The 22,223-nt window shown below is 64.9% G+C and carries 27 protein-coding genes and 1 riboswitch; of the genes, 14 read left to right on the top strand and 13 right to left on the bottom strand.

All coding sequences use genetic code 11. The features are described from left to right. The first annotated feature begins 62 nt into the window (after positions 1 to 62). Positions 63 to 1,262: an MFS transporter gene (locus QI450_RS06380; protein WP_226776168.1), complete on the top strand. Its 1,200-nt coding sequence runs from the start codon at positions 63 to 65 to the stop codon at positions 1,260 to 1,262. 128 nt (positions 1,263 to 1,390) lie between these two features. On the opposite strand, the gene QI450_RS06375 is transcribed toward QI450_RS06380, so the two are convergent. From QI450_RS06375 to QI450_RS06360, 4 genes are all read right to left on the bottom strand, one after another. Next, complete coding sequence (locus QI450_RS06375) at positions 1,391 to 2,428, bottom strand: HAD-IC family P-type ATPase (protein WP_256447043.1); 1,038 nt, start codon at positions 2,426 to 2,428, stop codon at positions 1,391 to 1,393. 12 nt (positions 2,429 to 2,440) lie between these two features. Next, on the bottom strand, positions 2,441 to 3,697 hold the full coding sequence (locus QI450_RS06370) for an HAD-IC family P-type ATPase (protein WP_226776157.1): 1,257 nt from the start codon (positions 3,695 to 3,697) through the stop codon (positions 2,441 to 2,443). Between the two features lie 6 nt (positions 3,698 to 3,703). Next, positions 3,704 to 4,138, bottom strand: coding sequence for a universal stress protein (locus QI450_RS06365; RefSeq protein WP_226776156.1), 435 nt, complete (start codon positions 4,136 to 4,138; stop codon positions 3,704 to 3,706). 169 nt (positions 4,139 to 4,307) lie between these two features. Then, complete coding sequence (locus tag QI450_RS06360) at positions 4,308 to 4,703, bottom strand: STAS/SEC14 domain-containing protein (protein ID WP_226776155.1); 396 nt, start codon at positions 4,701 to 4,703, stop codon at positions 4,308 to 4,310. Between the two features lie 167 nt (positions 4,704 to 4,870). Here QI450_RS06360 and QI450_RS06355 point away from each other — a divergent pair, with 167 nt between their 5' ends. After that, the gene (locus QI450_RS06355) at positions 4,871 to 5,026 is read left to right on the top strand and encodes a hypothetical protein (RefSeq protein WP_168709239.1); all 156 of its coding nucleotides are present in this window, start codon (positions 4,871 to 4,873) and stop codon (positions 5,024 to 5,026) included. 95 nt (positions 5,027 to 5,121) lie between these two features. Here the strand turns inward: QI450_RS06355 and QI450_RS06350 are convergent, their stop codons facing one another. The 5 genes from QI450_RS06350 to QI450_RS06330 form a co-directional block, all read right to left on the bottom strand. Next, positions 5,122 to 5,886, bottom strand: coding sequence for a sulfite exporter TauE/SafE family protein (locus QI450_RS06350; protein WP_226776154.1), 765 nt, complete (start codon positions 5,884 to 5,886; stop codon positions 5,122 to 5,124). Next, on the bottom strand, positions 5,883 to 6,488 hold the full coding sequence (locus tag QI450_RS06345; protein WP_226776153.1) for a rhodanese-like domain-containing protein: 606 nt from the start codon (positions 6,486 to 6,488) through the stop codon (positions 5,883 to 5,885). Before QI450_RS06345 ends, QI450_RS06350 begins: the two co-directional genes overlap by 4 nt. Before the next feature lie 157 nt (positions 6,489 to 6,645). After that, positions 6,646 to 6,948, bottom strand: a complete 303-nt coding sequence (locus QI450_RS06340; protein ID WP_226776152.1) for a rhodanese-like domain-containing protein — start codon at positions 6,946 to 6,948, stop codon at positions 6,646 to 6,648. 83 nt (positions 6,949 to 7,031) lie between these two features. After that, positions 7,032 to 7,361, bottom strand: a complete 330-nt coding sequence (locus tag QI450_RS06335; protein ID WP_226776151.1) for a metal-sensitive transcriptional regulator — start codon at positions 7,359 to 7,361, stop codon at positions 7,032 to 7,034. Positions 7,362 to 7,363: 2 nt separating this feature from the next. Further along, positions 7,364 to 7,678 carry a rhodanese-like domain-containing protein gene (locus QI450_RS06330; protein WP_226776150.1) on the bottom strand — a complete coding sequence of 105 codons (315 nt, stop codon included), beginning with the start codon at positions 7,676 to 7,678 and terminating at the stop codon, positions 7,364 to 7,366. A 139-nt stretch (positions 7,679 to 7,817) separates the two neighbouring features. On the opposite strand from QI450_RS06330, the gene trxA reads away from it, so the two are divergent. Then, complete coding sequence (gene trxA, locus QI450_RS06325) at positions 7,818 to 8,183, top strand: thioredoxin (protein ID WP_226776149.1); 366 nt, start codon at positions 7,818 to 7,820, stop codon at positions 8,181 to 8,183. 69 nt (positions 8,184 to 8,252) lie between these two features. Then, positions 8,253 to 8,744 carry an OsmC family protein gene (locus QI450_RS06320; RefSeq protein ID WP_282468134.1) on the top strand — a complete coding sequence of 164 codons (492 nt, stop codon included), beginning with the start codon at positions 8,253 to 8,255 and terminating at the stop codon, positions 8,742 to 8,744. 580 nt (positions 8,745 to 9,324) lie between these two features. On the opposite strand, the gene QI450_RS06315 is transcribed toward QI450_RS06320, so the two are convergent. Beyond that, complete coding sequence (locus tag QI450_RS06315; RefSeq protein ID WP_282468133.1) at positions 9,325 to 9,741, bottom strand: hypothetical protein; 417 nt, start codon at positions 9,739 to 9,741, stop codon at positions 9,325 to 9,327. A 3-nt stretch (positions 9,742 to 9,744) separates the two neighbouring features. After that, positions 9,745 to 9,937: riboswitch (cyclic di-AMP (ydaO/yuaA leader) on the bottom strand. A 366-nt stretch (positions 9,938 to 10,303) separates the two neighbouring features. Between QI450_RS06315 and QI450_RS06310 the strand changes: the two genes are divergently transcribed. The 8 genes from QI450_RS06310 (at position 10,304) to QI450_RS06275 (ending at position 18,156) form a co-directional block, all read left to right on the top strand. Then, entirely contained in the window at positions 10,304 to 10,621 is a 318-nt protein-coding gene (locus QI450_RS06310) for a heavy-metal-associated domain-containing protein (RefSeq protein WP_282468132.1), read from the top strand. A 75-nt stretch (positions 10,622 to 10,696) separates the two neighbouring features. Next, positions 10,697 to 12,811, top strand: coding sequence for a copper-translocating P-type ATPase (locus tag QI450_RS06305; RefSeq protein ID WP_282468131.1), 2,115 nt, complete (start codon positions 10,697 to 10,699; stop codon positions 12,809 to 12,811). A 73-nt stretch (positions 12,812 to 12,884) separates the two neighbouring features. Continuing rightward, positions 12,885 to 13,355 carry a hypothetical protein gene (locus tag QI450_RS06300; protein WP_226775963.1) on the top strand — a complete coding sequence of 157 codons (471 nt, stop codon included), beginning with the start codon at positions 12,885 to 12,887 and terminating at the stop codon, positions 13,353 to 13,355. 139 nt (positions 13,356 to 13,494) lie between these two features. Continuing rightward, positions 13,495 to 14,106, top strand: coding sequence for a DUF305 domain-containing protein (locus QI450_RS06295; protein ID WP_226775962.1), 612 nt, complete (start codon positions 13,495 to 13,497; stop codon positions 14,104 to 14,106). A gap of 79 nt (positions 14,107 to 14,185) precedes the next feature. Then, positions 14,186 to 15,064, top strand: a complete 879-nt coding sequence (locus tag QI450_RS06290) for a F510_1955 family glycosylhydrolase (RefSeq protein WP_226775961.1) — start codon at positions 14,186 to 14,188, stop codon at positions 15,062 to 15,064. A gap of 58 nt (positions 15,065 to 15,122) precedes the next feature. After that, the gene (locus QI450_RS06285) at positions 15,123 to 16,703 is read left to right on the top strand and encodes a multicopper oxidase family protein (protein ID WP_226775960.1); all 1,581 of its coding nucleotides are present in this window, start codon (positions 15,123 to 15,125) and stop codon (positions 16,701 to 16,703) included. A 112-nt stretch (positions 16,704 to 16,815) separates the two neighbouring features. Then, complete coding sequence (locus tag QI450_RS06280) at positions 16,816 to 17,304, top strand: helix-turn-helix domain-containing protein (RefSeq protein WP_226775959.1); 489 nt, start codon at positions 16,816 to 16,818, stop codon at positions 17,302 to 17,304. Between the two features lie 57 nt (positions 17,305 to 17,361). Next, entirely contained in the window at positions 17,362 to 18,156 is a 795-nt protein-coding gene (locus QI450_RS06275) for an IS3 family transposase (protein WP_226775958.1), read from the top strand. Between the two features lie 37 nt (positions 18,157 to 18,193). On the opposite strand, the gene QI450_RS06270 is transcribed toward QI450_RS06275, so the two are convergent. Then, the gene (locus QI450_RS06270) at positions 18,194 to 18,487 is read right to left on the bottom strand and encodes a hypothetical protein (RefSeq protein WP_226775957.1); all 294 of its coding nucleotides are present in this window, start codon (positions 18,485 to 18,487) and stop codon (positions 18,194 to 18,196) included. Between the two features lie 265 nt (positions 18,488 to 18,752). Next, positions 18,753 to 20,078 carry an APC family permease gene (locus QI450_RS06265; protein WP_226775956.1) on the bottom strand — a complete coding sequence of 442 codons (1,326 nt, stop codon included), beginning with the start codon at positions 20,076 to 20,078 and terminating at the stop codon, positions 18,753 to 18,755. 149 nt (positions 20,079 to 20,227) lie between these two features. On the opposite strand from QI450_RS06265, the gene QI450_RS06260 reads away from it, so the two are divergent. Together QI450_RS06260 and QI450_RS06255 are read left to right on the top strand one after the other, a co-directional pair. Then, positions 20,228 to 20,671 carry a hypothetical protein gene (locus QI450_RS06260; protein WP_226775955.1) on the top strand — a complete coding sequence of 148 codons (444 nt, stop codon included), beginning with the start codon at positions 20,228 to 20,230 and terminating at the stop codon, positions 20,669 to 20,671. 319 nt (positions 20,672 to 20,990) lie between these two features. Then, entirely contained in the window at positions 20,991 to 21,434 is a 444-nt protein-coding gene (locus QI450_RS06255; protein ID WP_282468130.1) for a hypothetical protein, read from the top strand. Positions 21,435 to 21,948: 514 nt separating this feature from the next. Here QI450_RS06255 and QI450_RS06250 read toward each other — a convergent pair. Continuing rightward, entirely contained in the window at positions 21,949 to 22,212 is a 264-nt protein-coding gene (locus tag QI450_RS06250; RefSeq protein WP_226775953.1) for an SHOCT domain-containing protein, read from the bottom strand. Between the last annotated feature and the right edge of the window lie 11 nt (positions 22,213 to 22,223).

Genomic DNA, 22,223 nt, shown 5'->3' with positions numbered 1-22,223 from the left:
GGGGAACCCGACGCACGCGGGCGGCCATCTCGCTGGGCCTGCGGCAGAACCTGGCCCAGTTCATGCTCCTCGTCGCCGTTAATGCGCTCGTCGGCGGCACCCTGGGCCAGGAACGCACCGTGCTCCCGCTGCTGGCCGGGCAGGTCTTCCACCTCGACCTCTACACCAGCGCCCTGACCTACATCCTCGCCTTCGGCGTGGCCAAGGCCGGAACCAACTATTTCGCCGGAACGCTCTCGGACCGCTACGGCCGCAAGCCCGTCCTCGTGGCCGGCTGGCTCATCGCACTTCCCGTTCCACTGCTGCTGATCTTCGGACCGTCCTGGGGCTGGATCGTCGCGGCCAACGTCGTCCTGGGCATCAGCCAGGGCCTCACCTGGTCCACCACCGTGATGATGAAAATGGACCTCGTCGGCCCCTCCAGGCGGGGCCTGGCCATGGGCCTGAACGAGGCCGCCGGCTACCTCGGCGTCGCCGGCACCGCCCTCGCAACCGGCTACATCGCGGCGAACTATGGGCTCCGCCCGGGACCGTTCCTGCTCGGCGCCGCCTACATCGCACTCGGACTCGGCCTCTCGGTCCTCTCCGTGAAGGAAACCCGGGGCCACGCGAAACTTGAAGCTGCCAACCACACCTCCGCCCACGCAGGCGCCCACGCCGAACTGAGCAACCGGGAAATCTTCACCCTGACCAGCTTCCGGGACAAATCCCTCTCCTCGGTCAGCCAGGCCGGCATGGTCAACAACCTCAATGACGGCCTCGCCTGGGGCCTTTTCCCCGTCCTGTTCGCCGCCGCCGGACTGAGCATCGAAAGGATCGGCATCCTCGCCGCCGTGTACCCCGCCGTCTGGGGCGCCGGCCAGCTCGTCACCGGAGCACTGTCGGACAAATACGGCCGGAAATGGCTGATTGTCGGCGGCATGCTCGTCCAGGCAGTGGCACTGGGAATGGTCGCCTTCGGGACCGGTTTCGGATTCTGGCTGGCCGCCGCGGTCCTGCTCGGCGCCGGCACCGCCATGGTCTACCCCACCCTGCTCGCGGCCATCGGCGACGTCGCGCACCCGGAATGGCGGGCACGCTCGGTCGGGATCTACCGGCTCTGGCGTGACGGCGGCTTCGCCGTCGGCGCCCTGCTGTCAGGAATCATCGCGGATGCCTACGGCATCCCGGCGGCGGTCGCCGTCGTGGGTGTCCTCACCGCCCTGTCGGGAATCCTCGTGGCCGTCCGGATGCGCGGCACGGACCACAAACCCGCACGCTAGAAACCACAGCCAGGTCAAGGTGAGGATCGCCGTCAAGGACTTGACGGGGCGCACCGTTTACCACCCCGTCCAGGCTTCCCTGCCTGGACAACCGGTGCACCCTGGGCCCGCGGCAATGCCCCAGATGCTCAACCGGCGTGGAGCTTCAGCTTTCGGAAGGCGGGTACCTTCATCAGGTCAGCGATGAATCCGCCCGCGGCGGTCGCGGCGAGGATCAGCAGCAATAAGGCAGCGGGAACCGGTGCCATCATCAGCCCCCACAGTGCCAGCGCCGACGCGGCCGCGGCGTCCAGGACGGAAGCAGCCACCAGCAATCGGGAGGGCCGGCGCTTCCACGGTGGTAAAGCGGTGCGGACGACGTAGGTCGTAATCTGGCTGCTGAAGACCAGCGTCCGGAAAATAACCGTGCGGAGCTGGTCCAGGCCCCCTCCGGGCCAGAGCTGCCCGGAAGCCCAGAGCAGGGCCAGGGAAGATCCGAGCATCGGCGTGGCGACGACGAGGGCCCCGGCGATGGTCCTGCGCACTTTCCAGGTGTTGGGTTTCTGCGAATATGCCGCGTTGTCGGTGGTGATCATCATGCTCACCATGTCGTTCGCCAGCAGCAGTAACGCCATCAGCAGGGGTGTGAAGACCAGCTGCCCGAAGGCAAGCACCCCGACCGTCAGCAGCAGCGGCACTTCGAGTTTCTTGACGCTGACGTTGAGGGCATAGGTCAGGGAGCGCTGGTGGATGCTCCTGCTTTCCTCGATGAGGCCGACAATGTCGGTCAGGCCGCCGCGGACGAGGACGACCCCGGCTGCGGACTTGGCCACATCGGTGGCCCCTTCCATGGCAATGCCGACTTCGGCCTGGCGCAGCGCCGGGGCATCATTGACGCCATCTCCGGTCATTCCCACGATGTGTCCCGACTGCTGAAGTATCTGCACAATCCGGTGCTTGTCCTGGGGAAGGACCTCCGCAACAATGGAGGCCGAACCGCTGTCACTGGCCAGGGCCGCGAGTCCGTCGACCCGCACCACGCTTCCCTCCAGACCTACTTGGGCAGCAACTGCTGCGGCGGTCGCGGCGCTGTCGCCGGTGACCATGATGACGCGGATGCCCAGACCCGTGGGCCTCGTCAGGAGTCCAGCGGCTTCGGGCCGGATCCGGTCGGCCAGGGCAACCAGTCCTAGCTGACGCTACGCTCCGTTCCCGTCGTCGATGGCGACGGCGAGCACCCGAGCGCCGCCGGAGGCGAGTAAGCCCAGCTCCTGCGGGGGCTGTTCCCCTGCCATGGCCGCAATGACATGCGGGGCCCCCTTGGCGACACCAATGTTCCTGCCGCCGCTGACCACGGTGGCCTGGGACCGCTTGGTCGAGGGATCAAACGGTGTGAAGCTGGACCGGTCCTGGGGTGCCGCCCCGTCAGCGGCGAGAATCGCCAGATCGATGGGGTCCTGCGTGGAGGCATCGGAGGCCGCCGAGGCCCACCGCAGGACCTCTTCCCGGTTCGTGGCCCCGATCGGGTAGACGGCATTCACCGCGAGCCGGTTTTCGGTCAGGGTGCCTGTCTTGTCGATGCAGAGCACGCTCATGGATGCAGCGTCCTGCAGGGCCGTCAGCCGGGTGGTCAGGATCCCCATCGTGGCCAGATGCTTTGCCCCCAGTGCGCCGGCCAGCGCGAAGGCCGCCGGCATGGCCACCGGCACCGAGGCCAGCAGCAGGATCACGGCGTAGGAGATGACGTCCGCGATCGGGGCCCCTACTGCGGCCAGGTGAGTGGTGCCGACCACCGCGAGCCCCAGGTCCACGGCAATGAACACCCTGACGATCCGCAACACGACGTGTTCGAGATGGGCTGTTGGCGCGGAGCTGCCCACCAGTTCGGCGGTCTTGCCGAAGTACGTGGCGACACCGGTGGCGCTCACGGTGCCGGTGGCTTCCCCGCGGACGACTGTGGCGCCGGAGTAAAGGGTTGTCTCCGGTCCCCGGGAAACAGGCAGCGATTCCCCGGTGAGAGCGGATTGATCCGCCATTACCGTCCCGGCGTTCAGGAGGAGGTCGGCGGGGACGAAGTCGCCGACCCGGATGTGGATGACGTCGCCGGGAACCACCCGGGAGGCAGGGATCAGCGTCCACGTCCCGTCACGCAGCACTCGGGCATTGACTTCCAGCCGGGTGCGTAACAGCTCCACTGCCGCCTCGGCCCGTCTCTCCTGGATAATTCCCATCACGGTGTTCAGGGTCAGGACCGCCAGGATGATGGTCGCGTCGAGCCATTTGGCGAGGACAAACTCCAGAATAATTGTGGCTTCCAGCATCCAGGGCACGGGCGCCCAGAGTTTCCTGAGGATGCGTTCCGGGAGCCCGGTATGTTTCAGGGGAACCGCGTTGGGGCCGATGGTTTCCAGCAGCTCGGTTGCCTGCGCGGAGGTGAGCCCCTGAGGCCCGGGCACCTGCGCTCAGCCTTGGTCTGTATCCGCGCCGCTGCGGACGACCAGCACCGGGCAATGGGCGTGGTGCACGGCATGGCTGGATACCGATCCCAGGAGCATTCCGGCGAAGCCGCCATGGCCGCGCGATCCGACCACCAGCAGATCTGCCCCGGTTGCAGCCTTCAGGAGCACCTCTGCGGGATGGCCCTCTGTCACTGCGCCCGTGACTTCAACGCCGGTTTCGGATGCCCTTCGCAGCGCATCAGCGTGCACACTTCGGGCATTGTCTCCGAATGCTTCATGGTCCTCAGCCCTGCCGGCGGCGTCACCAATGACGGGGTAGTGCCAGGCGGTGACAACGTAAACCTCCCCTGAGCGCAGCCGCGCCTCTTCAAGGGCCCAGTCAAGAGCTGCCAGAGAAGAGTCCGACCCGTCGACCCCGACAACAATCCGAAAAACCATTCCTGCCGCCATCGTGCCTCCCGCTATGGAAACCGCGTCTTCGCGGCACTGCGTCGTTCCGCAGGGCCAACAATCCTCCCGATACGCAGGGGAATCAAGAGGACCCTCCTGCCGGAGGCGGACGTCGTGATGACGCCTCGCACCCCTGACACATCAGAGAGCGGAGACGCTATGCCTGGCGCAGGCCACTGCCCTGTGACGAGGCGAGACTGTCCAGCCATTCAGTTGCCTCCGCGCGCGAGGTGAAGTACGCGTGAGGACAGAAGCCGTGCCGTCCCAGGGCGGCGGCCACAACCGTGTCGACGACGGTGGATCCCACCATAGCCACAGCAGACACGGCCTTGGCACGTTCAAAGGCGCCCCTCGCCGCGGCACTCATGGTCACATCAGAGATTTCGACCAGGAGAGGCAACGCCCGGCCGGCGCTCAGGGCCTGCATCTTCTCGATGGATTTCATGGCGTCGTCAAAGTCGACCTGTGAACCGGGCATCCAGAACAGGTCAAGAAACCCTGGCCCGCTGACACCGAGCCGGCCTTTCCCGCCTGCAATCAGTATTTCTTCCACGACTTCCCCCTTGGCACGACACGCTACTCTTTCGAAGACTCCCCCACCCCGGCACGCCGGACTGCCCCTCCAGCTTCAGGGGGATGGTTTTCCCTCCTAAAATACCCCACGGGGTATCCTGATGGGACCATACAGCCACTAAAGGGAGCTACCAGATGTGCCGTGCCGTGACATGCAAGAAGTGCCAGAAGACGACGTGGGCGGGCTGCGGCCAGCACGTTGATCAGGTGATGCGCGGGGTTCCGGCCTCCCAGCGTTGCCGCGGGCACGAGCAGGAGAAGTCGACCGGCAAGGGCTTCTTCGCGAAGCTGTTCGGACGGTAGGCCTACCCGTCCGGCACCCGGGCCCGGGCGACGAAGAACAGGGAAGCGCCGGAGGATATATCCTCCGGCGCTTCCCTGTTCCCTTGCAGGCTCTGCTAGGAGATGAGGGCCTGCACCGCGACGTAGGCGGCGATAACCAGCACGAGGATGCCGAAGCCGCGTTTGAGTGCTTTGTCCGGGATGCTGGTGCCGATCCGGCCGGCTGCGAGCGAGGCGATCATTGCCGTGATGGCGAAGGCTGCCGTGACGGCCCAGTCGATTTGCAGGTCGCCCAGGTGGGCGGCGAAGCCGGCGGCGGAGTTGATGACGATGATCACCAGGGAGGTCCCTACGGTCACGGCCATCGGGAGCCCGAGGACCAGGGTCAGCGCCGGGACGATGAGGAAGCCGCCGCCGACGCCGAGCAGGCCGGTGAGGAACCCGACGACGGCGCCGGTCGCGATCGCCTTGGGGAGGCAGCTGCGCCAGTTCACCCCGCCTCCGGGCAGGGCGCAGGATCCGCCGGCGGAGGCGGAGGGTAGCAGCATCCGGATGCCGGCGAAGACCATGATCGCGGCGAAGGCCAGGAGCAGGATCGTCGGGTCCAGGAGCCGGTTGACCATCGCGCCGAGGTAGGCGGTGGCGGTTCCTGCGGCGCCGATGATCAGCGCGAGCCTCCAGTTCACCCCGGTCCGGAGCCGGGGCAGTACCGCGACGGCGGAGGACGCGCCGACGACGACCAGCGACGTCGGGATTGCCGCGGCAAGCGGCAGCCCGACCCCGTAGACCAGGGCGGGGACGGCGAGGATGGATCCGCCGCCTCCGACCAGGCCCAGCAGAGCGCCGACGATCAGCCCGAACGCCGCCGCGGTGAGGATCATGCCTTCGCGTCCAGGTTCTGCAGGGCCTGGTGCGCGGTGGGCTCGTTGGCGGAGCGGTTCCACGGCATCTTCGAGAGCATCTGGCCCATGGCGCAGCTGTTGGTCGCGGCGGAGAACGTCAGCCCGGCGCCGATGCCCCCGGCGACCAGTCCCAGTTTCGGTGAGACGAATTTCGCTGCGACGATGCTGGCCAGGACCAGGGAGCCTGCGGTCATCCGGACCTGGCGTTCCAGGGCCCAGGGTCCGCGGCCGCGGACCACGGTGCCGCCGGCGGCGGCGTAGGCCGGGACTCCCCCGGTCAGGACGCTGGCACTGGCCAGGCCGACGGAGTCCAGGTGTTTGCGGGCCTGCTCGGCGCGGTTGCCGGACTGGCAGACCAGCACTACGCGGGTGCCCATTTTGGCCGCGAATTCCTCGGTGTGCTCACTGAGCATGGGAAGCGGCACATGGTAGGAGCCCTTGATGTGCAGGGAATCGAATTCCGCACCGCCGCGCACGTCGATGATCATCAGATCGTCGTGGTTGTCTTCCCAGGCCTTCAGGGTCGAGGCATCAATGGACTGCGGGGCTGATTCAACGGGGGTGGTCTTCAAGGAAGTCATAATCTCTTTCGGTATATCTTGGAGCATTTCTGCTGGCGGCCCCGCATTTGCGGTAACCGACCTCCACCGCCCGGGTTGCCGTGTCAAGGACACGCTCCGGGCAGGTGGAAGCCCGGACGGCGCTTAGGGGGCGCGCCGTCCGGGCAGTCTGGTGGGGTCAGCCGGTGGGGAGGCCTGCGGCGGTCCAATCGAGCATTCCGCCGGGCACGGTGTAAGCCGTGAAGCCCGCGGCCGTGAGCTGGTCAGCGGCCGCTGCGCTGCGCCGGCCGCTGCGGCAGATGGCGATGACGGTGCGGGACTTGTCGAGCTCGTTGAAGCGGCCGGACAGGTCGCTTAGGGCGATGTGCCGTGCGCCGACGATCATGCCCTCGGCAACTTCATCTGATTCGCGGACATCGAGAATCTGGGCGTCGCTGCCGCGCTTGAGCTGCTCCGCGAGCTGCTGGGGGGTGATTTCCATGTGCTGGACCTTTCGGTAGGACGGGGCGGTTGTGCTGGATATTGGGGCTGGGCTCCGTTGCCCTGGCAGTGGCCGGAGCCGGCCTAGGTCAGGCGCAGGAAGAGCGTGCGGATTTCCTTCAGGGTGGGCCTCTGGACCGGCATTCCACGCTGCACGCCGCCTGCAGGGAGGACGTCCGCCGGCTCGGTGAGGCACTCGCGCATCGCCGCCGAGATCAGTTCGAATCCGGCCTTGTCCAGGGCACCGCGAACCGCCGACAGCTGGGTGACGACGTTGCGGCAGTCTGCCCCGGATTCGACGGCGGAAATCAGCGCAGTGAGCTGCCCCTGGGCGCGCTTGAGGCGATTGATGGTGCGGCGGCTGCCGGCGTCCGGGCCCGGCTCGAGCTGCGGGAGGCTGACGGTGGAGGACATGATCACTGGCCGCCTGCCCGGTAGGTGACCGGGTGCCCATTGCGGTACCACTCGGTAATACCGCCCATGACATTCACTGCGTCGTAGCCCTGCCCGGCGAGATGCGCCGTGGCCCGGGAACTGCGGCCGCCCGAAGCGCACATCACATAAACAGTCCGTCCGACCGGAACGTCACCGAGGGAGTGCTGGAAACCCGAGAGCGGAATGTTTTTCGTTCCCGGGACGCAGGCCTCCGAGTATTCCTCTTCTTCCCGGACGTCGATGATGGAAACATCAGACCCCAGTGCTGCCAGGTCGTCCACTGAAATGCTCTTCATGCTGGTGCCCTTTCACGTTGTCCGGCAGTCCGGGCGGGTAGTTACCCTCCATCATGATACCCCAGGGGGTATCAATGCAAACCGGCACAGAGCTCACTGCCCTGTTGCTCCAATACCCCTAGGGGTATATTATTTCACTATGACAACCATCGACATTTCTGAAGCGACCTTCAACGACACCATCACCGACAACGACATCGTCCTGGTGGACTTCTGGGCAGCCTGGTGCGGGCCCTGCCGGATGTTCGCCCCCACGTTCAGCAAAGCTTCCGAGAACCACGCGGACGTTGTTTTCGCGAAGGTGGACACGGAGGCCGAACCCGGCCTCTCCGCTGCCGCCCGCATCAGCTCCATCCCCACCCTGATGGCCTTCCGGGACGGGATCCTGGTCTTCTCCCAGCCGGGGGCGATGAACGCGGCCGGGCTGGAACAGCTCATCAAGGGCATCAAGGAACTGGACATGGAAGAGATCCGGGCTAAAGTGGCAGCCGCCCCGGCCTCCTAGGAAGTTACCCGACCCCAGCTCCGGCCCAGGGCTTCCCGGGCATGCCCCACCAGCGGATTGAGAAACACATTGAGCAGTGAACCAGTCATTACAGCCGCAGGCAGCGCAATAGCCACCGGAGGCCCTGCACCCGGGGGGAGCCAGCCGGTCCGGGTCGCGCACCTGGGCGGTGACCGCTTCGATATCAATATCCGTGGCCACATCATCCGGACCGACCAGCCAGTCGGCAACGGCGGGGAGGATACCGGCCCCACGCCGACGGAGCTGTTCATCGCGAGCCTCGCCGGCTGCGTCGCGTTCTATGCCCGCCGCTACCTGCAACGGCATGACCTGCCCACCGAGGGCTTGGCCGTGGAGGCGGATTTCGAGATGGGCTCACGACCCGCCCGCGTTGCGCGGATCAATGTGCACCTCACTATCCCCGACGGCGTGCCCGCCGAACGCCGCGAGGCCCTGCTCGCCGTCGCCTCCCACTGCACCGTACACAACTCACTGACATCAGTCCCTGAGATCTCGGTCGCCTTCGCCGGCGACTCCGGATGGCCAAACGCGAACTCCTGAGGTTCCAGCAAGGGTTCCAGCAAGCCACGGCTTGGGATCCGGGCGTCATCCGCGCCATGCACGGCGGCGGCGCCATAAACAGCAGCCCGTGGGGCGCCGACGGAACAATCGCCACCCCGCAATCGATCGGCCCGGCACAGCCCCCGGGAAGTGGAGGCCGCCGACGGGACCAAGACGCTGACAGCAGACCCCGTGAAGCCCCCTGCAATACGTCCCCTGTGCTGCAGGGAACGTATTGCAGGGACGTATTGCAGGGCAGGTTCTGACCCGGCGGGTCAGGAGCAGGTGCAGCGCCGCTCCTCCGGAACGTCAGCCATTACCGAATCGACGTGCTCGCCGCAGCCGGCCCAGGTGGTCTTTCCACAGTTGCTGCAACGGACGGGACTGCACATTGTTACTCCTCAGGTAGGTTGGTTACACAAGCAATAATACCCCCAGGGGTATCGTTTGCCAAGCACCCCGAAGATCTCTTGCATACCCCAAGGGGTATGCAAGAGACTGTCAGGATGCCAACAATTCCCAGGTCTGCAGGACCACGGCCCGCCGCATCTCTGGCCGGCCCCGCCGGCGGCGTCCTGCCTCAACGCAAAGTGGTCTCCATCCTGGTCTGCGGGCAGATTCTCGGCGGCATCGGCATGGGCGCCACGTTGTCCCTTGGCTCCCTGCTCGCGGCACAGCTTTCCGGATCGCCGGCATGGCCGCCACGATGAGCACCCCGTTCAAAGGCAATCCGGACACTGGCGTCAGCACTCAGCGCAGCGGGTGTCCGGGTGGACACCTCAAGGTTCGAGACAGGGGCCGAGTCCCGCTGCGCCGGGGCGTCGGCAGCCTGGGCGGCGATCCCGCTGGTCAGAACAAGTCCCGACGCGGCGGCGATGACGGTGGCCTGGCGGCCCACCCCGCCGGCGTTGCCGGTAGCGGTCCTGGAGATTGTCGCAAGGGTGCTGGTCTTGGCGGTCACAGCGCGGTGGCGGCCCGGATTTTTGCGTGCGGACATGAAGTAGCCTCTCCCCATGCCTGCGGGGTGAGGTGTCGGATTCGGATGGGAGACACCCGGCCGCGACCTGCATAAGTGCAGGGGCGCGGCTTCACCCCAAGGCCTGAGAACAGGCCAACATGTGGTTTCCTCGTCTCTGCCGGACGATTTCTGCGAACGGATCCCGGGCAGCGGCAGAGTTAGGCAATCGGCCAGGGAGTCCCTTTCTCGGAGAAAACCGGCACGAATTCGACGGTACGGTAATACTAAGGGGATGTCACATTCAGGTAACGAATGCTGCCGCATGGGTTCGACGGGCGGCCCCGCCATGATCCGCGGTGAGCGGGCGCCCCTATGGCGACAGCGCAGGGCGGCGGGACCCGGCAGGTGCCGCGTGCGGGAGGCTCCCCCCGTTCCTGAGTCCGTCAGAGGCATCCCGGGCACTTTGTAAAATATACCCCTTGGGGGTATATTTGACCTGTTGTCAGTGAAGTGGTTTGTCCAGGCCCGAGGAATTGCCGGCCGTTACAGCCGTTCAACCCCAGCATCCTCGTTACGGCTCTTTGTGAAGGAACGAACTGACATGTGCGGAACTAACAACCGGACCGAACTTCCCCTTGCCGCTCCGGAATCGTCCGGCTGCAGCTGCTGCTCACCCGGCGCCCGGACGCAGACACAGACCCCGGTTGAGGGCTTCGAATACCTGGTCGAAGGACTTACCTGCGGACACTGCGTTCAAACGGTAGAACAGGCAGTCAGTGCCGTGGCCGGGGTCGAGTCGGCGACCGTGGAGCTCGTCGTCGGAGGAGTGTCCCGCCTCACCGTGGCCGGAGCGGCGGACGTCTCCGCGGTTCGCAACGCAGTGACCGGCGCCGGCTACAGCCTTACCGCCGGCGAGTAGTCCAGCCCGTTCTCCGATACAGACAAGCCGTCGGCCCCGGCCGCCACCAGAGATAATTCCTGAGGAGCGCACCAAATGGACCACGACCACCACAACGGACCTTCCGCCCGGCAGGACGAGCCAAGCGCTCCCCCCAGCGGTTCCGCCGTCGCGCATGCACCTGATGCCCACGGCATGGATGATGAGCACATGGTGCACACCCAGGGCCAACACGCCGGACACAGCGTCGCGATGTTCAAAAACAGGTTCTGGCTGACGCTGGCCATGTCCGTGCCTGTCGTGTTCTTCAGCCCCATGTTCGGCGGGCTGCTCGGCTATACACCCCCGGTTTTCCCGGGCTCGGCCTGGATCCCGCCGGCGCTGGGCACCGTGATCTTCTTCTACGGCGGGCAGCCCTTCCTCAAAGGTGGCCTGGAAGAACTGAAGAGCCGAAAACCGGCCATGATGCTGCTGATCGCCATGGCGATCAGCGTCGCATTCATCGCCTCCTGGATCACCAGCCTCGGGATCGGCGGGTTCGACCTGGACTTCTGGTGGGAGCTGGCCCTGTTGGTGGCGATCATGCTGCTGGGGCACTGGATCGAGATGCGCGCCCTCGGCTCCGCACGGGGTGCCCTGGACGCTCTTGCGGCTCTGTTGCCCGACGAGGCAGACAGGATTACCGCTGAGGGCACCGAAACCATCAAAGTCAGCGAGCTTGCGGCGGGGGACACCGTCCTGGTCCGCTCCGGAGCCCGAATGCCGGCCGACGGCACCATTGTTGACGGCCAGGCCGAGTTCGACGAATCGATGATCACCGGGGAATCCAGGACCGTCCTCCGCTCATCCGGGGATAAGGTCATCGCCGGAACCATCGCCACAGACAACACCGTCCGCGTGCAGGTCACCGCTGTCGGGGACGACACCGCCCTGGCCGGAATCCAGCGCCTCGTCGCCGAGGCGCAGGCCTCCTCCTCCAAAGCCCAGGCCCTCGCCGACCGGGCCGCCGGTTTCCTGTTCTACTTCGCCGCCGGCGCCGGGGTCCTCACGTTCATCGTCTGGTCACTGCTGGGCAGCGTCCCCGACGCCGTGACCCGCACCGTCACCGTCCTCGTAATCGCCTGCCCCCATGCCCTTGGCCTGGCCATCCCCTTGGTCATCGCCATCTCCACCGAGCAGGCCGCCCGGGCCGGTGTCCTGATCAAGAACCGGCTGGCACTGGAGCGCATGCGCACCATCGACGTTGTCCTCTTCGACAAGACCGGGACCCTCACCAAGGGTGAGCCCGCGCTCAAGGACGTCGCAACCGCCGCGGGCGTGGACCGGGACGAGCTCCTGGCGCTGGCAGCAGCTGTGGAAGCGGACAGCGAGCACCCGGTGGCACGGGCCATCGTCCGGGCCGCGCAGGAGAAGAGCCTGCCGATTCCGACCGCGTCCGGCTTTTCGTCCATGACCGGCCGCGGTGTCCGCGCCACGGTCGACGGCAAAACCATCCAGGTCGGCGGCCCGGCACTGCTCCGTGACCTCGAAGCCCACGAACCGGAATCATTAGCCGCCGCCACCGGGGCGTGGATGGACCGTGGCGCAGCCGTCCTGCACATCATTGACGGGCAAAGGATCCTCGGGGCTGTGAGCCTCGAGGACGCCGTCCGCACCGAGTCCCGCCAGGCCGTCAAAGCCCTGCAGGACCGCGGCATCAAGGTCGCTATGATCACCGGCGACGCCCAACAGGTCGCATCCGCCGTCGCCGAAGAACTCAATATCGAAGAAGTGTTCGCCGAAGTACTCCCGGCAGACAAAGACAAGAAAGTCGCCGAACTGCAGGCCCGCGGACTCAAAGTCGCCATGGTCGGCGACGGCGTTAACGACTCCCCCGCGCTGGCCCGGGCCGAAGTGGGCATCGCAATCGGCGCCGGAACCGACGTCGCGATGGAATCCGCCGGTGTGGTCCTAGCCGGCAACGACCCCCGGGCCGTCCTGTCCATGCTGGACCTGTCCCGGGCAAGCTACCGGAAAATGTGGCAGAACCTCATCTGGGCCACCGGCTACAACATCATCTCCGTCCCGCTCGCCGCCGGCGTACTCGCCTTCGCCGGAGTCGTCCTCTCCCCTGCCACGGGAGCCGTGCTGATGTCCATCTCCACAGTGGTCGTCGCCCTGAACGCGCAGCTGCTGCGCCGGCTAAAACTCAACCCCGCCCAGGTCCGTTGAACCCGCCGCCGCCCGGGCCCGTCCCGGGCCGGTAATCTTGAAGCCATCCATACCGCCCGGAAGGAGGAACACCATGACCGCCATCTCAACCGGGCGCGCCACGGCGATCCTCCGCCGCGTAGTCGTTCTCACTGGGGTGCTGGCGATCGTCGCCGGCATGTTGGGCATGCACATCATGACCGGCACTCACGCCATGCCGGCGGTGGCCACCGGTCATGACACCGGGGCGCTGCACGCCATGCAGGCGGCGACAGACCACCCCGGCCACGTCGCGGACATCACCGCGGTCACGGGGACCACCACAGCGCAGAGCCTCACGCACGCACCAGGACCGTCATGCGCCGATAGTGGCGGGTGCACGATGATCTCCGCCATGCACGGGAACTGCGTCCCCTCTCCCGGGAACACGACACTGGCAGCTCCGCCGCCGGGCACGACGCCTCTGCTTTCCAGCATTGGACCCATCACCGGCGTTCCCGACATCGGGTACAAGTTCATTCCGCGAAGTCCTTCTCCGGGCCAACTTTCCATCAGCCGGACGTAAACGGCGAAGCTGCGCCGTGTCCTGCCCGGCGCGCCCCGCTTACCCGATACGCACCTGCTGGCCGTTCAGGCCGGTTATGGGCGTGTTATCCGCAGTCGTGCAACAACGCCGATTTGATGATTTAAAGGACTTGAACTCCATGAAGAAAACCCTGACCATTTCTGCCCTTGGCCTTGCCTCCGTCATAGCCCTTGCGGGCTGCGCGGGGACCTCCGGCAGCTCACCTGCCAGCTCCATGCCGGGCACGGGCCAAACCGGGATGGGGATGTCCACCAGCTCCGCCCCGGCCGCCGCGGACCACAACACGGCGGACACCATGTTCACCCAAGGGATGATCCCGCACCACGCCCAGGCCGTGGAGATGAGCGACATGATGCTCAAAAAGCAGGGCATGGATGCCCGGATCACCGCCCTCGCCACCAGGATCAAGGCCGCGCAGGCACCCGAAATCGAGCAGATGACGGGCTGGCTCAAGAGCTGGAACGAACCGGCCCAGATGGCGCCCGGCCATGGCATGGGCGACGGGATGATGGGCGATGACGATCTGAACAAGCTCGACACCGCCCAGGGAACCGAAGCGGCCAAGCTGTTCCTGACCGGGATGATCGCCCACCACCAAGGCGCCGTGACGATGGCCCAGACTGAAATCAGCCAAGGCAAAAACCCCGACGCCATCGAGCTGAGCAAGGCAATCGTGACCTCCCAGACAGCGGAAATCAAGGAAATGCAGGACCTGCTGGCCACCCTCTGACCGGTATCTTCCGGCGCCGGCCCCTCACGGGCCGGCGCCAACGCCCTTGCCATGCCCCACCTGAATCCTTGGAGTCCCCATGCCCCGTCCCTCCCGTCCCCGGCGCCGCGCCGCAGCCGTCCTGGCTTCCGGCGCCGGCCTCATATTTGCCCTCTCGGCATGCAGTCCCTCCTCCGGCACGGCAGCACCCTCGCCGGCCGGCACCGGCAGCGGCCTGCCTGACGCCCATGTTCACGGGCTGAGCGTCAACAGCGAAACCGGCCAGGTGCTGCTGGCCACGCACGATGGCCTATTCGACGTGTCAAAAAAACCGGCGACCAAAATCGGCGCCACCAACGACCTGATGGGTTTCACCGCCGCCATGGACGACGGCGTGTTCTACGCCTCCGGTCACCCCGGCAGCGACTCGACCCTTCCCAATCCGCTGGGCCTGATCAAGACCACCGACAGCGGTAGAACCTGGGAAGAGCTCTCACGTCAAGGCGGCTCCGACTTCCACGCCCTCACCGCCATCAAATCCGGGATCGTCGGCTACGACGGGTCATTGCGGACCAGCGCTGACGGGAGAGCCTGGAAGACCGTCGACACGGCCTTCCAGCCCGCCGCCCTGGCCGGAAATCCCTACAGCAACACCGTCTTGGCCACCACCACTGACGGCGTACAGCGATCGACCGACGGCGGCAACACCTGGCAGCTGGAAAAGTCCTCCCCCGTGATCCAGTTCGCCGCCTTCGCCAGCGCCAACGAAGCCGTCGGAGTCGCCCCCGATTGCACAGTGCAATATTCCGCCGACGCCGGCGCCACCTGGACCCGGAAAGGCCACGTCAGCGGGGAAGCGCAGGCGGTCGCTGCAACCACAGGCACAGACGGAAAGCCCCGGGTCTGGGTCGCCACCTCTGCCGGTCTGGTGGTGTCTACCGACGGCGGGTCAACCTTCCGATCCGTGGATGCCTCCTGAGCCGATGACCTTCGGCACACCCGTCCCCTGCCTCACCGAAGTGAACAAAGGAATTCCCATGCAACAGCAATTGAATCGACGCAGGTTTATCGGTCTGTCCGTCGCCGGCGCCGCCGCGGCTGCCCTCGCAGCATGCGCCGACACACCGGCCCCCGCCGGCGCCCCGCGCCGGGTGATGCCCACCGATCCTGTCGTCGCCGACTACGAAGCCCGCCGGGCTTTCACTGGAAAAACCGTCACCCAGACACTGGCCGCCGCATCCTTCCAGACGGCGGTTGCCGGAAAGGCCCTCACCACGTGGGGCTACAACGAAGCAATCAGCGCACCCACCATCCGGGCCAAGGCAGGGGATCGGCTCCAGGTTGCGCTGACCAACCAGCTCAAGGACGCCACGAGCATCCACTGGCACGGCCTGTCGCTGCGGAACGACCAGGACGGCGTCCCGGGCGTGACACAGGAGGCCGTCGCCGCCGGCGCCGGATTCACCTACGATTTCCGGCTCCCCCACCCCGGCACCTACTGGTACCACTCCCACGTCGAGATGCAGCGCGAACGCGCCCTCTACGGCGCCCTGGTCATCGAGGACCCGGACGAGAAACTCGTCTACGACCGGGACTGGGTGATCGTGCTCGATGACTGGCTGGACGGCATCACCGGGACCCCGGACGAGGTCCTGAAAGAACTCTCCGGCGGCATGTCCATGTCAGGCGACGGGATGGGCGGCGGTGGGATGCCCGGCATGGATCACGGTTCCATGGGATCTTCGCCGGAACCGACCGCGTCTGGAGGGGAGACCGGCGCGGGGAACATGCTGATGGGGTCCCGCAGCGACTTCCTCGGCGGCGATGCCGGCGACGTCAGCTACCCCTACCACCTGTTCAATTCCAAACCACCGCAGCAAGCGGAGGTCCTCTCCGCCAAGGCCGGGGACGTCATCCGGCTGCGGATCATCAACGCCGCCGGCGATACCGCCTACCGTCTTGGGGTGCCGGGACAGAAAATCACCCTCACCCACTCCGACGGGTTCCCCGTCCGGCAGGAGGACGTCGACGCCGTCGTGCTCGGCATGGGCGAACGCGTCGACGCCCTGCTCACCGTCAGAGAAGGATTCACCCCGGTCATGGCAGTCCCGGAGGGAAAACCAGGTCAGTCGCTGGGCCTCATCAGCACCGGCACGGGTAGGCCACCCCAGACCGAGGCTCTGCCCGACAAGCTCGACGGCACCGTCATGGACGGCGGCCAGCTCAAGGCCGACCCGGCAGTTGCACTGAAGCCCAAGGCGCCGGACCGGACCCACGAACTGCACCTTACCGGCGGCATGATGATGTACGACTGGGGTATCAACGGCCACCGCTTCAACATGGACAAGCCGTTCGAGAACGCTTTTGAGATCAAGGCCGGCGAACGGGTGGAAGTGAAATTCATCAACGACACCGACATGTGGCACCCCATGCACCTGCACGGCCACACCTTCCAGGTCGGAACCGACGGGGCACGCAAAGACACCATCATCGTCCGGCCCAAGCAAACCGTCACGGTGATTTTCGATGCCGACAACCCGGGCCAATGGCTCACCCACTGCCACAACGCCTACCACGCCGAACGGGGCATGATGGGTGTCTTCTCCTACATCAAGTAACGCTCAACGGGCCAGGCACGACAGGGACGGCGGAAATAAGGCCGACCGCCTTTTGAACTGCTCCCCAAAAGTTGGACTGAAAAATCGGTCCCTACTTTCGGGGAGCAGTTCTATGCAGGAAAGCAGTTCGTTATCTCAGGAACAGCGCGAGGCCGCGGTAGCGTTGTTCGAGATTGGTTGGGGCGCGAAGGCAGCGGCGACGAGATTAGGAGTCGGTTCAAAAGCTGTCATCCGCATTCATGCCCTATGGAGAGTTCGCGGAGGTACGGCGCTGGTGACCAAATCGACCCATCGGAAGTTCACGTTTGAGTTCAAACTCGATACGGTCCGTCGATTCCTAGCCGGGGAGAGCCAGGTCGCTCTGGCGAAGGAGCTCCAACTCTCCTCCCCGGATCTGATCAAGAAGTGGGCGCGGATATATCGCAATGAAGGCGAGGACGGCTTGCGCCCGAAAACACGCGGACGACCACTCTCATCTCTCGGGGCGCCGGCAGAGCCGGAGCCGGAGCTGCAGCGGCTTCGCCGCGAGAACGAACGGTTGCGGGCAGAGGTGGCCTTCCTGGGAAAAGTAAACGCCTTGAGGGACGAGGAACAGCGCTAAAAGTCCGCGCTGTCATCGCTCTCAAGACCCAACACCGGTTGGCAGTTCTGTTGGACGTTGCCGGCCTGCCCCGGTCCACGTTCTTCTATCACCAAGCTCGGCTGCTGGCTCCTGACCCCCAAGCAGAGCTCAAAAGCAGCGCTTACGGGCATCTTTGAGAAAAGCCACGCCCGGTACGGGCACCGCCGTGTCCATATCGAACTGGTCAAACAAGGCTGGACAGTCGCGAAGAAGACCGTGCTGAAGCTGATGCGTTTACTGCGGCTGGTCTGCAAGGTCCGGCGGAAAAACCGCTACAACTCCTATCAGGGCGAGCAGGGCGTTGTTGCCCCGAACCTGTTGAAACGCCAGTTCGAAGCGGATGCGCCGAATCAGAAATGGGTGACCGACGTGACCGAGTTCAGCGTCGGCGACAGGAAACTGTACCTCTCACCGGTCATGGACCTCTTCGACCGGCAGATCATCTCCTACGCCCTTGGCCTCTCACCTAACTTGGAACTGACCAACTCATCCTTGCGCGGTGCCCTGACCACCCTGGAGAAGGGGCAGAAACCCCTCGTGCACTCCGACCAGGGATTCCAATACCAGCACACCTCCTGGCGCAAACTCCTGGAGAACGCCGGCGCCATTCAGTCGATGTCCCGCAAAGCAAACTGCTACGACAACGCCGTTATGGAGAACTTCTTCGGACATCTTAAAGAAGAGCTCTTCCACCGCGTCCAATTCCTCAACACCGAAGCACTGACAGCCGCGCTGCACAAATACATCCACTGGTACAACACCGAAAGAATCTCCACAAAGCTCAACGGTTTGAGCCCGGTAGAGTATCGTGCTCAGACGCTTGCGGCATAAGTCCATGGCCGTGCACTCTTGGTCCCTGCCGCGTTGGCTAGTCGGCTTTTGAGAGCCCCATAAGGAAGTCCAGGGTAGCTCTGCCAGCGAGCACAGCCGAAACATGCGCTTCACCCAAGCCGACCTCAGCCGCGATCGTCAGTGGAGGTATTCCTGAGCCACCCATGGCTCGCAGAGCCTCATCTAGCTTGCGGGCATGGTCTTGCGCGGCAAGGAGGAGGGCTTGAAGTGTGACCCCGTTTTCTCTGGCAATCGCAATTAATTCGGCATCAGGAGCCGCCCACAGGGGATCGTCGGAAGAGTACTTGGACTCGAAAGGCTGATCACTCATGGACTCATTGTTCAACGCGGATACGGCGGTATGCGAAGAAGTCCCCGTCCCAAACGGGACGGGGACTTCTTCGAAGAGCCGATCTCTGGTCGCTAAAGTGGAACCCGTACATTGACGAGTCCAACTTTTGGGGACCAGTTCATTTCGGGCCGGGCTGAAGCACCAGATCGGATTGTGCGGCCCGGCCCCCGCGTGTCCTGGGGCCGGGCCGGACCCACGTCCGCTCTAAGAAACGGAAGGCAAGCGTCAGCCCGTCGAGTCGATCTCACCCGCGGGACTTTTGGCCCTTCAGGGCCTCGGCACTCTGATCGCGTCGTCGGACGGCCCACCACTGCGCAACAAAGATGGTCAGGGACAAGGCCGCGGCCACGGCCAGCGTGAGTAGATCCTGTCCGGCTTTGACGATAATAAAAGCAGTCACAACTATGACATCAAGGAATATCGCGACGGCGGGTACCCACCTCCTGGCCCCGATGTCTTGATGCAGATGCCGGATGACGCCAAGGTGGACGGCGATGTCCATGCTGATATAGAGCAGGGCCCCGAGGGACGCTATCTGGGTCAGGTCGAAGAAGACGGTGGCCAGGATCGCCAGACCGGCGGTGATCAGCAGCGGCTGGTGCTTAATCTTTTCGGGGAGCCCGGGCGCCTGCTTCATGTCCTGGAGCATCGCGTAGAGCCTGGACACCGAGTAGATGCTGGCCAGGAGGCCCGATAGCGTCGCCACAACGGCGAGGGCGATCGTCAGGCCCACGCCCCATGCGCCGAAGAGCGGCTCGGCAGCCCGTGCCAGAGCATAGTCCCTGGCCTCAATGATCTGCGGGACACTCAGGCTTGCGGTCACGGACACCGTGAGCAGCAGGTAAATGACCGTGCACAACGCCAACGAGATGATGATGGAGCGGCCGATGTTCTTCTTCGGTTCCTTGATATCACCGCCCTGATTGGTGATGGTGGTGAAGCCCTTATAGGCAAGGATGCACAGCGTCGTCCCTGCCAGGAACCCGATGATGCCCTGCTCCGGCGGTTCGCCCGAGCCGCCGGTGAGCGCAGTTCCCAGCGAGGACCACCCCGAGGCCAGGAGGCCGGCGATGGCCAGCGCTGCGATACCGATGATCTTGGCCGCGGCCGTAACGGTCGCGGAACGCTCCACCAAAGTATTACCGAAGATATTCACCACGGCGGCCAGCGCGATCGCCGCGACGCCCAAAGCCGGTACCAGCAGCGGAGATCCCTGCAGGCCGAACGGACGAAGCATGTAGGTACCGAAAGTCCGCGCCAGGAGACTTTCCGCGACCACCATGGAGACATACATAAACAGCGAGAACGACCCCGCAACCACACCCGGACCGTACGCACTCTTAAGCAGCATGGCGATCCCGCCGGAAGAGGGGTGGGCCCCGGAGTACTTCACATATGAATAGGAACTGAAGGCGACAACGACCGCCCCTGCGAGAAACGCCGCCGGCACCAACCCTCCAGCGAGTCCGGCCACCTGGCCCACCAAAGCAAAAATGCCAGCCCCCACCATGACACCGGTCCCTAGAGAGACGGAACCGGCCAGGGACAACTTCTTGGAATCATCAGCCATGACGACGAGTCTAACGGCCATATTCACTGCCGCGCGGGAACGCCCGCCGCACGCGGACCGGACCAGGGTTGCGACGCTGGCATCATCCTTTGAATTCCCTACGGTGTGACGGCATAGCCCTGATCCCCCGCTGCGGCTAACCTCAGGGCATGGGCAGACTTGCGAGAATGATACCGGCAGCGGTTGCCGTGTCTGTTTTTGGAATCGGCTGCAGCCCAGTACCAGGTAGCGGCGGCGATACCTGCGTGGACTGGGTCCGATTTGCAACCCCTCAGGACCAATTCGACAACGCCACCTTGGTCGTGGTCGGAAAGCCCCAGGCACAGAATGGCGATACCAGAATCTATGGCTATAAAGCCCGGTCGCATCAGGTGGAAATTGAGACGGTCCTCAAAGGTGACCCGGGGCAGGAATCCCTTCGCGTAGCCTCCATGCCCCAGACCTGCGGCACATCGTACCCGGACGGCGACCCGCTCGACACGAACCAGAGAGTACTCATCTTCGCCACCAAACAGAACAGCGAATGGTTCACCATGACGCCGGCCCAAGGTGTCGTACCGTTCAAACAGGGCACGAAGCTGCCTTTTCATTAGCTCGCCCCCATTCCACCCATTGGCCCGAACGAGGTCACCGGCTTCGATGAGCGGGGCCGCAGCGCTGGCCGACCCGTTCCGCGGGCGACCCACCCAACAAATCGGTGTTGGCCGGGCTGGAGAACGGGAAGACTCCCGGGTCATCCACGGCCCACTTTTGCGGCTGGTGCTGGCCACCTGCGGAAATATGAGGACCGGCAGAGCGTTCCTGGCCCCGGATGCTCCGGCGCCCCAATGCAGTCACTGCGGAACCGATCCTGTGTTCGAAGGAGGCGCCCGCTTGTAGGCTGGCCTCATTGATTCTTCGAAAAGGTTTCCCATGCGCGAGCCCCTGTTGGTACTCTCCGGTGGATCCCTTGTGGCGCTGGCTATGGCGGCCGGATTAATAGCCAACCGCCCCTCCCTGCGGCGGAACCACGACGATCGGGGCCGACAACGCAGGCAGCTGAGTCTGGCAACGTGCGCACTCCTGGCTTCCGTTGGTTTATACATCGTTTTGGTACCCGGGGCCGGCATCGTTTCCACCGGGACAGGAACCAGTGTGGAGCTTGGGCTTGGGATGCTGCTGCTGGCGAGGATTTGGTTCATCTTCCGCCGGGAGGTAGTCCGCTACCAGCTTTGGGTGGCGGCGGCTGTCTATGGCATTCAAATGCCTGCAGAACCGGCCCAGGTCAGGGCCGCAGAAACCGTGGGCGCGTGGTTCCGTGGCGTGCTCTTTGTCGCCGGAATGTCTATCATCCTGTTGCGGTTCATTTTTCGTTAAACCCTTCTCGCGTTCCACGGGCAGCACCATCGAACGAACGGTCCCGGAACGTTGAATGACATTCCAGGGGCGGAACCCGCACGTGCTCTACTGATGCCCTGCATCTCGCAACGGCTGTGCGGCAGGGCTGCGACTCCTTCTTCAGCCACGGCGGAGAGTTTCCCCATATCAGCGAGTTGACGATGTTCGAATTCGGAATCCCTTCGTCAGGCAGCCAGCCGTACTGCAGTCACCGACACCGGAGCGTAGGTGGCTCCGTCACGGAGCATGGCCCAGAGCACATTGAGGCGGCGTCTGTCGCACAACCCGTCTCAGAACTGGCCGTTAGTTGACGGCGGCCTGCGTCGGATACAAATGGGCCGGACCGCGGGGACAGTTACTTATCGGCGCCGTCCGGCGGGGTTTCACGGCCACAACGGGTTCAGGTTTTCGGGATTGGGCACAGCGGCCCGGCCGTCGGTGAAGAATCCTCCGCGAGGGGCCGGAGTAGCCGCCGAAGGGGTATCCGGCGTCGCTACGGGCCCTCGCGGAGGATTCGGAGACGTTCCTGGTACTCCTGTGCGCTCAGTTCACCGCGTGAGTATCGATCTGCGAGGATCCCGCTGGCACTCTCGGGGGTCTCGGCGGCCCCAATGTCCGTGTCTCGAGGATCGCGACCGTTCTGCCCGCTATTCTCGCCGGCGGCGCGGACGCCGCGGATCATGACCCAGATGAGGCCGATGGCCAGCAGCAGACCTATGATCCACCACCAGCCCATGCCGAACCCGCCACCCATCATGGTCCGTACGT

Source organism: Arthrobacter sp. EM1 (genome assembly GCF_029964055.1).
Classification (GTDB): Bacteria; Actinomycetota; Actinomycetes; order Actinomycetales; family Micrococcaceae; genus Arthrobacter.
Note: the sequence above shows the minus strand (reverse complement) of the source record. Positions and strands in the feature narration are given on the sequence as shown.

Bases quoted from the DNA above. Each gene is read 5' to 3' on its own strand.
- QI450_RS06380 (WP_226776168.1), top strand. From the start codon at position 63: ATGCTCCTCGTCGCCGTTAATGCGCTCGTCGGCGGCACCCTGGGCCAG.
- QI450_RS06365 (WP_226776156.1), bottom strand. From the start codon at position 4,138: ATGGTTTTTCGGATTGTTGTCGGGGTCGACGGGTCGGACTCTTCTCTG.
- QI450_RS06350 (WP_226776154.1), bottom strand. From the start codon at position 5,886: ATGATCCTCACCGCGGCGGCGTTCGGGCTGATCGTCGGCGCTCTGCTG.
- QI450_RS06345 (WP_226776153.1), bottom strand. From the start codon at position 6,488: ATGACTTCCTTGAAGACCACCCCCGTTGAATCAGCCCCGCAGTCCATT.
- QI450_RS06340 (WP_226776152.1), bottom strand. From the start codon at position 6,948: ATGGAAATCACCCCCCAGCAGCTCGCGGAGCAGCTCAAGCGCGGCAGC.
- QI450_RS06335 (WP_226776151.1), bottom strand. From the start codon at position 7,361: ATGTCCTCCACCGTCAGCCTCCCGCAGCTCGAGCCGGGCCCGGACGCC.
- QI450_RS06330 (WP_226776150.1), bottom strand. From the start codon at position 7,678: ATGAAGAGCATTTCAGTGGACGACCTGGCAGCACTGGGGTCTGATGTT.
- trxA (WP_226776149.1), top strand. From the start codon at position 7,818: ATGACAACCATCGACATTTCTGAAGCGACCTTCAACGACACCATCACC.
- QI450_RS06315 (WP_282468133.1), bottom strand. From the start codon at position 9,741: ATGTCCGCACGCAAAAATCCGGGCCGCCACCGCGCTGTGACCGCCAAG.
- QI450_RS06310 (WP_282468132.1), top strand. From the start codon at position 10,304: ATGTGCGGAACTAACAACCGGACCGAACTTCCCCTTGCCGCTCCGGAA.
- QI450_RS06305 (WP_282468131.1), top strand. From the start codon at position 10,697: ATGGACCACGACCACCACAACGGACCTTCCGCCCGGCAGGACGAGCCA.
- QI450_RS06300 (WP_226775963.1), top strand. From the start codon at position 12,885: ATGACCGCCATCTCAACCGGGCGCGCCACGGCGATCCTCCGCCGCGTA.
- QI450_RS06295 (WP_226775962.1), top strand. From the start codon at position 13,495: ATGAAGAAAACCCTGACCATTTCTGCCCTTGGCCTTGCCTCCGTCATA.
- QI450_RS06290 (WP_226775961.1), top strand. From the start codon at position 14,186: ATGCCCCGTCCCTCCCGTCCCCGGCGCCGCGCCGCAGCCGTCCTGGCT.
- QI450_RS06285 (WP_226775960.1), top strand. From the start codon at position 15,123: ATGCAACAGCAATTGAATCGACGCAGGTTTATCGGTCTGTCCGTCGCC.
- QI450_RS06280 (WP_226775959.1), top strand. From the start codon at position 16,816: ATGCAGGAAAGCAGTTCGTTATCTCAGGAACAGCGCGAGGCCGCGGTA.
- QI450_RS06270 (WP_226775957.1), bottom strand. From the start codon at position 18,487: ATGAGTGATCAGCCTTTCGAGTCCAAGTACTCTTCCGACGATCCCCTG.
- QI450_RS06265 (WP_226775956.1), bottom strand. From the start codon at position 20,078: ATGGCTGATGATTCCAAGAAGTTGTCCCTGGCCGGTTCCGTCTCTCTA.
- QI450_RS06260 (WP_226775955.1), top strand. From the start codon at position 20,228: ATGGGCAGACTTGCGAGAATGATACCGGCAGCGGTTGCCGTGTCTGTT.
- QI450_RS06255 (WP_282468130.1), top strand. From the start codon at position 20,991: ATGCGCGAGCCCCTGTTGGTACTCTCCGGTGGATCCCTTGTGGCGCTG.
- QI450_RS06250 (WP_226775953.1), bottom strand. From the start codon at position 22,212: ATGATGGGTGGCGGGTTCGGCATGGGCTGGTGGTGGATCATAGGTCTG.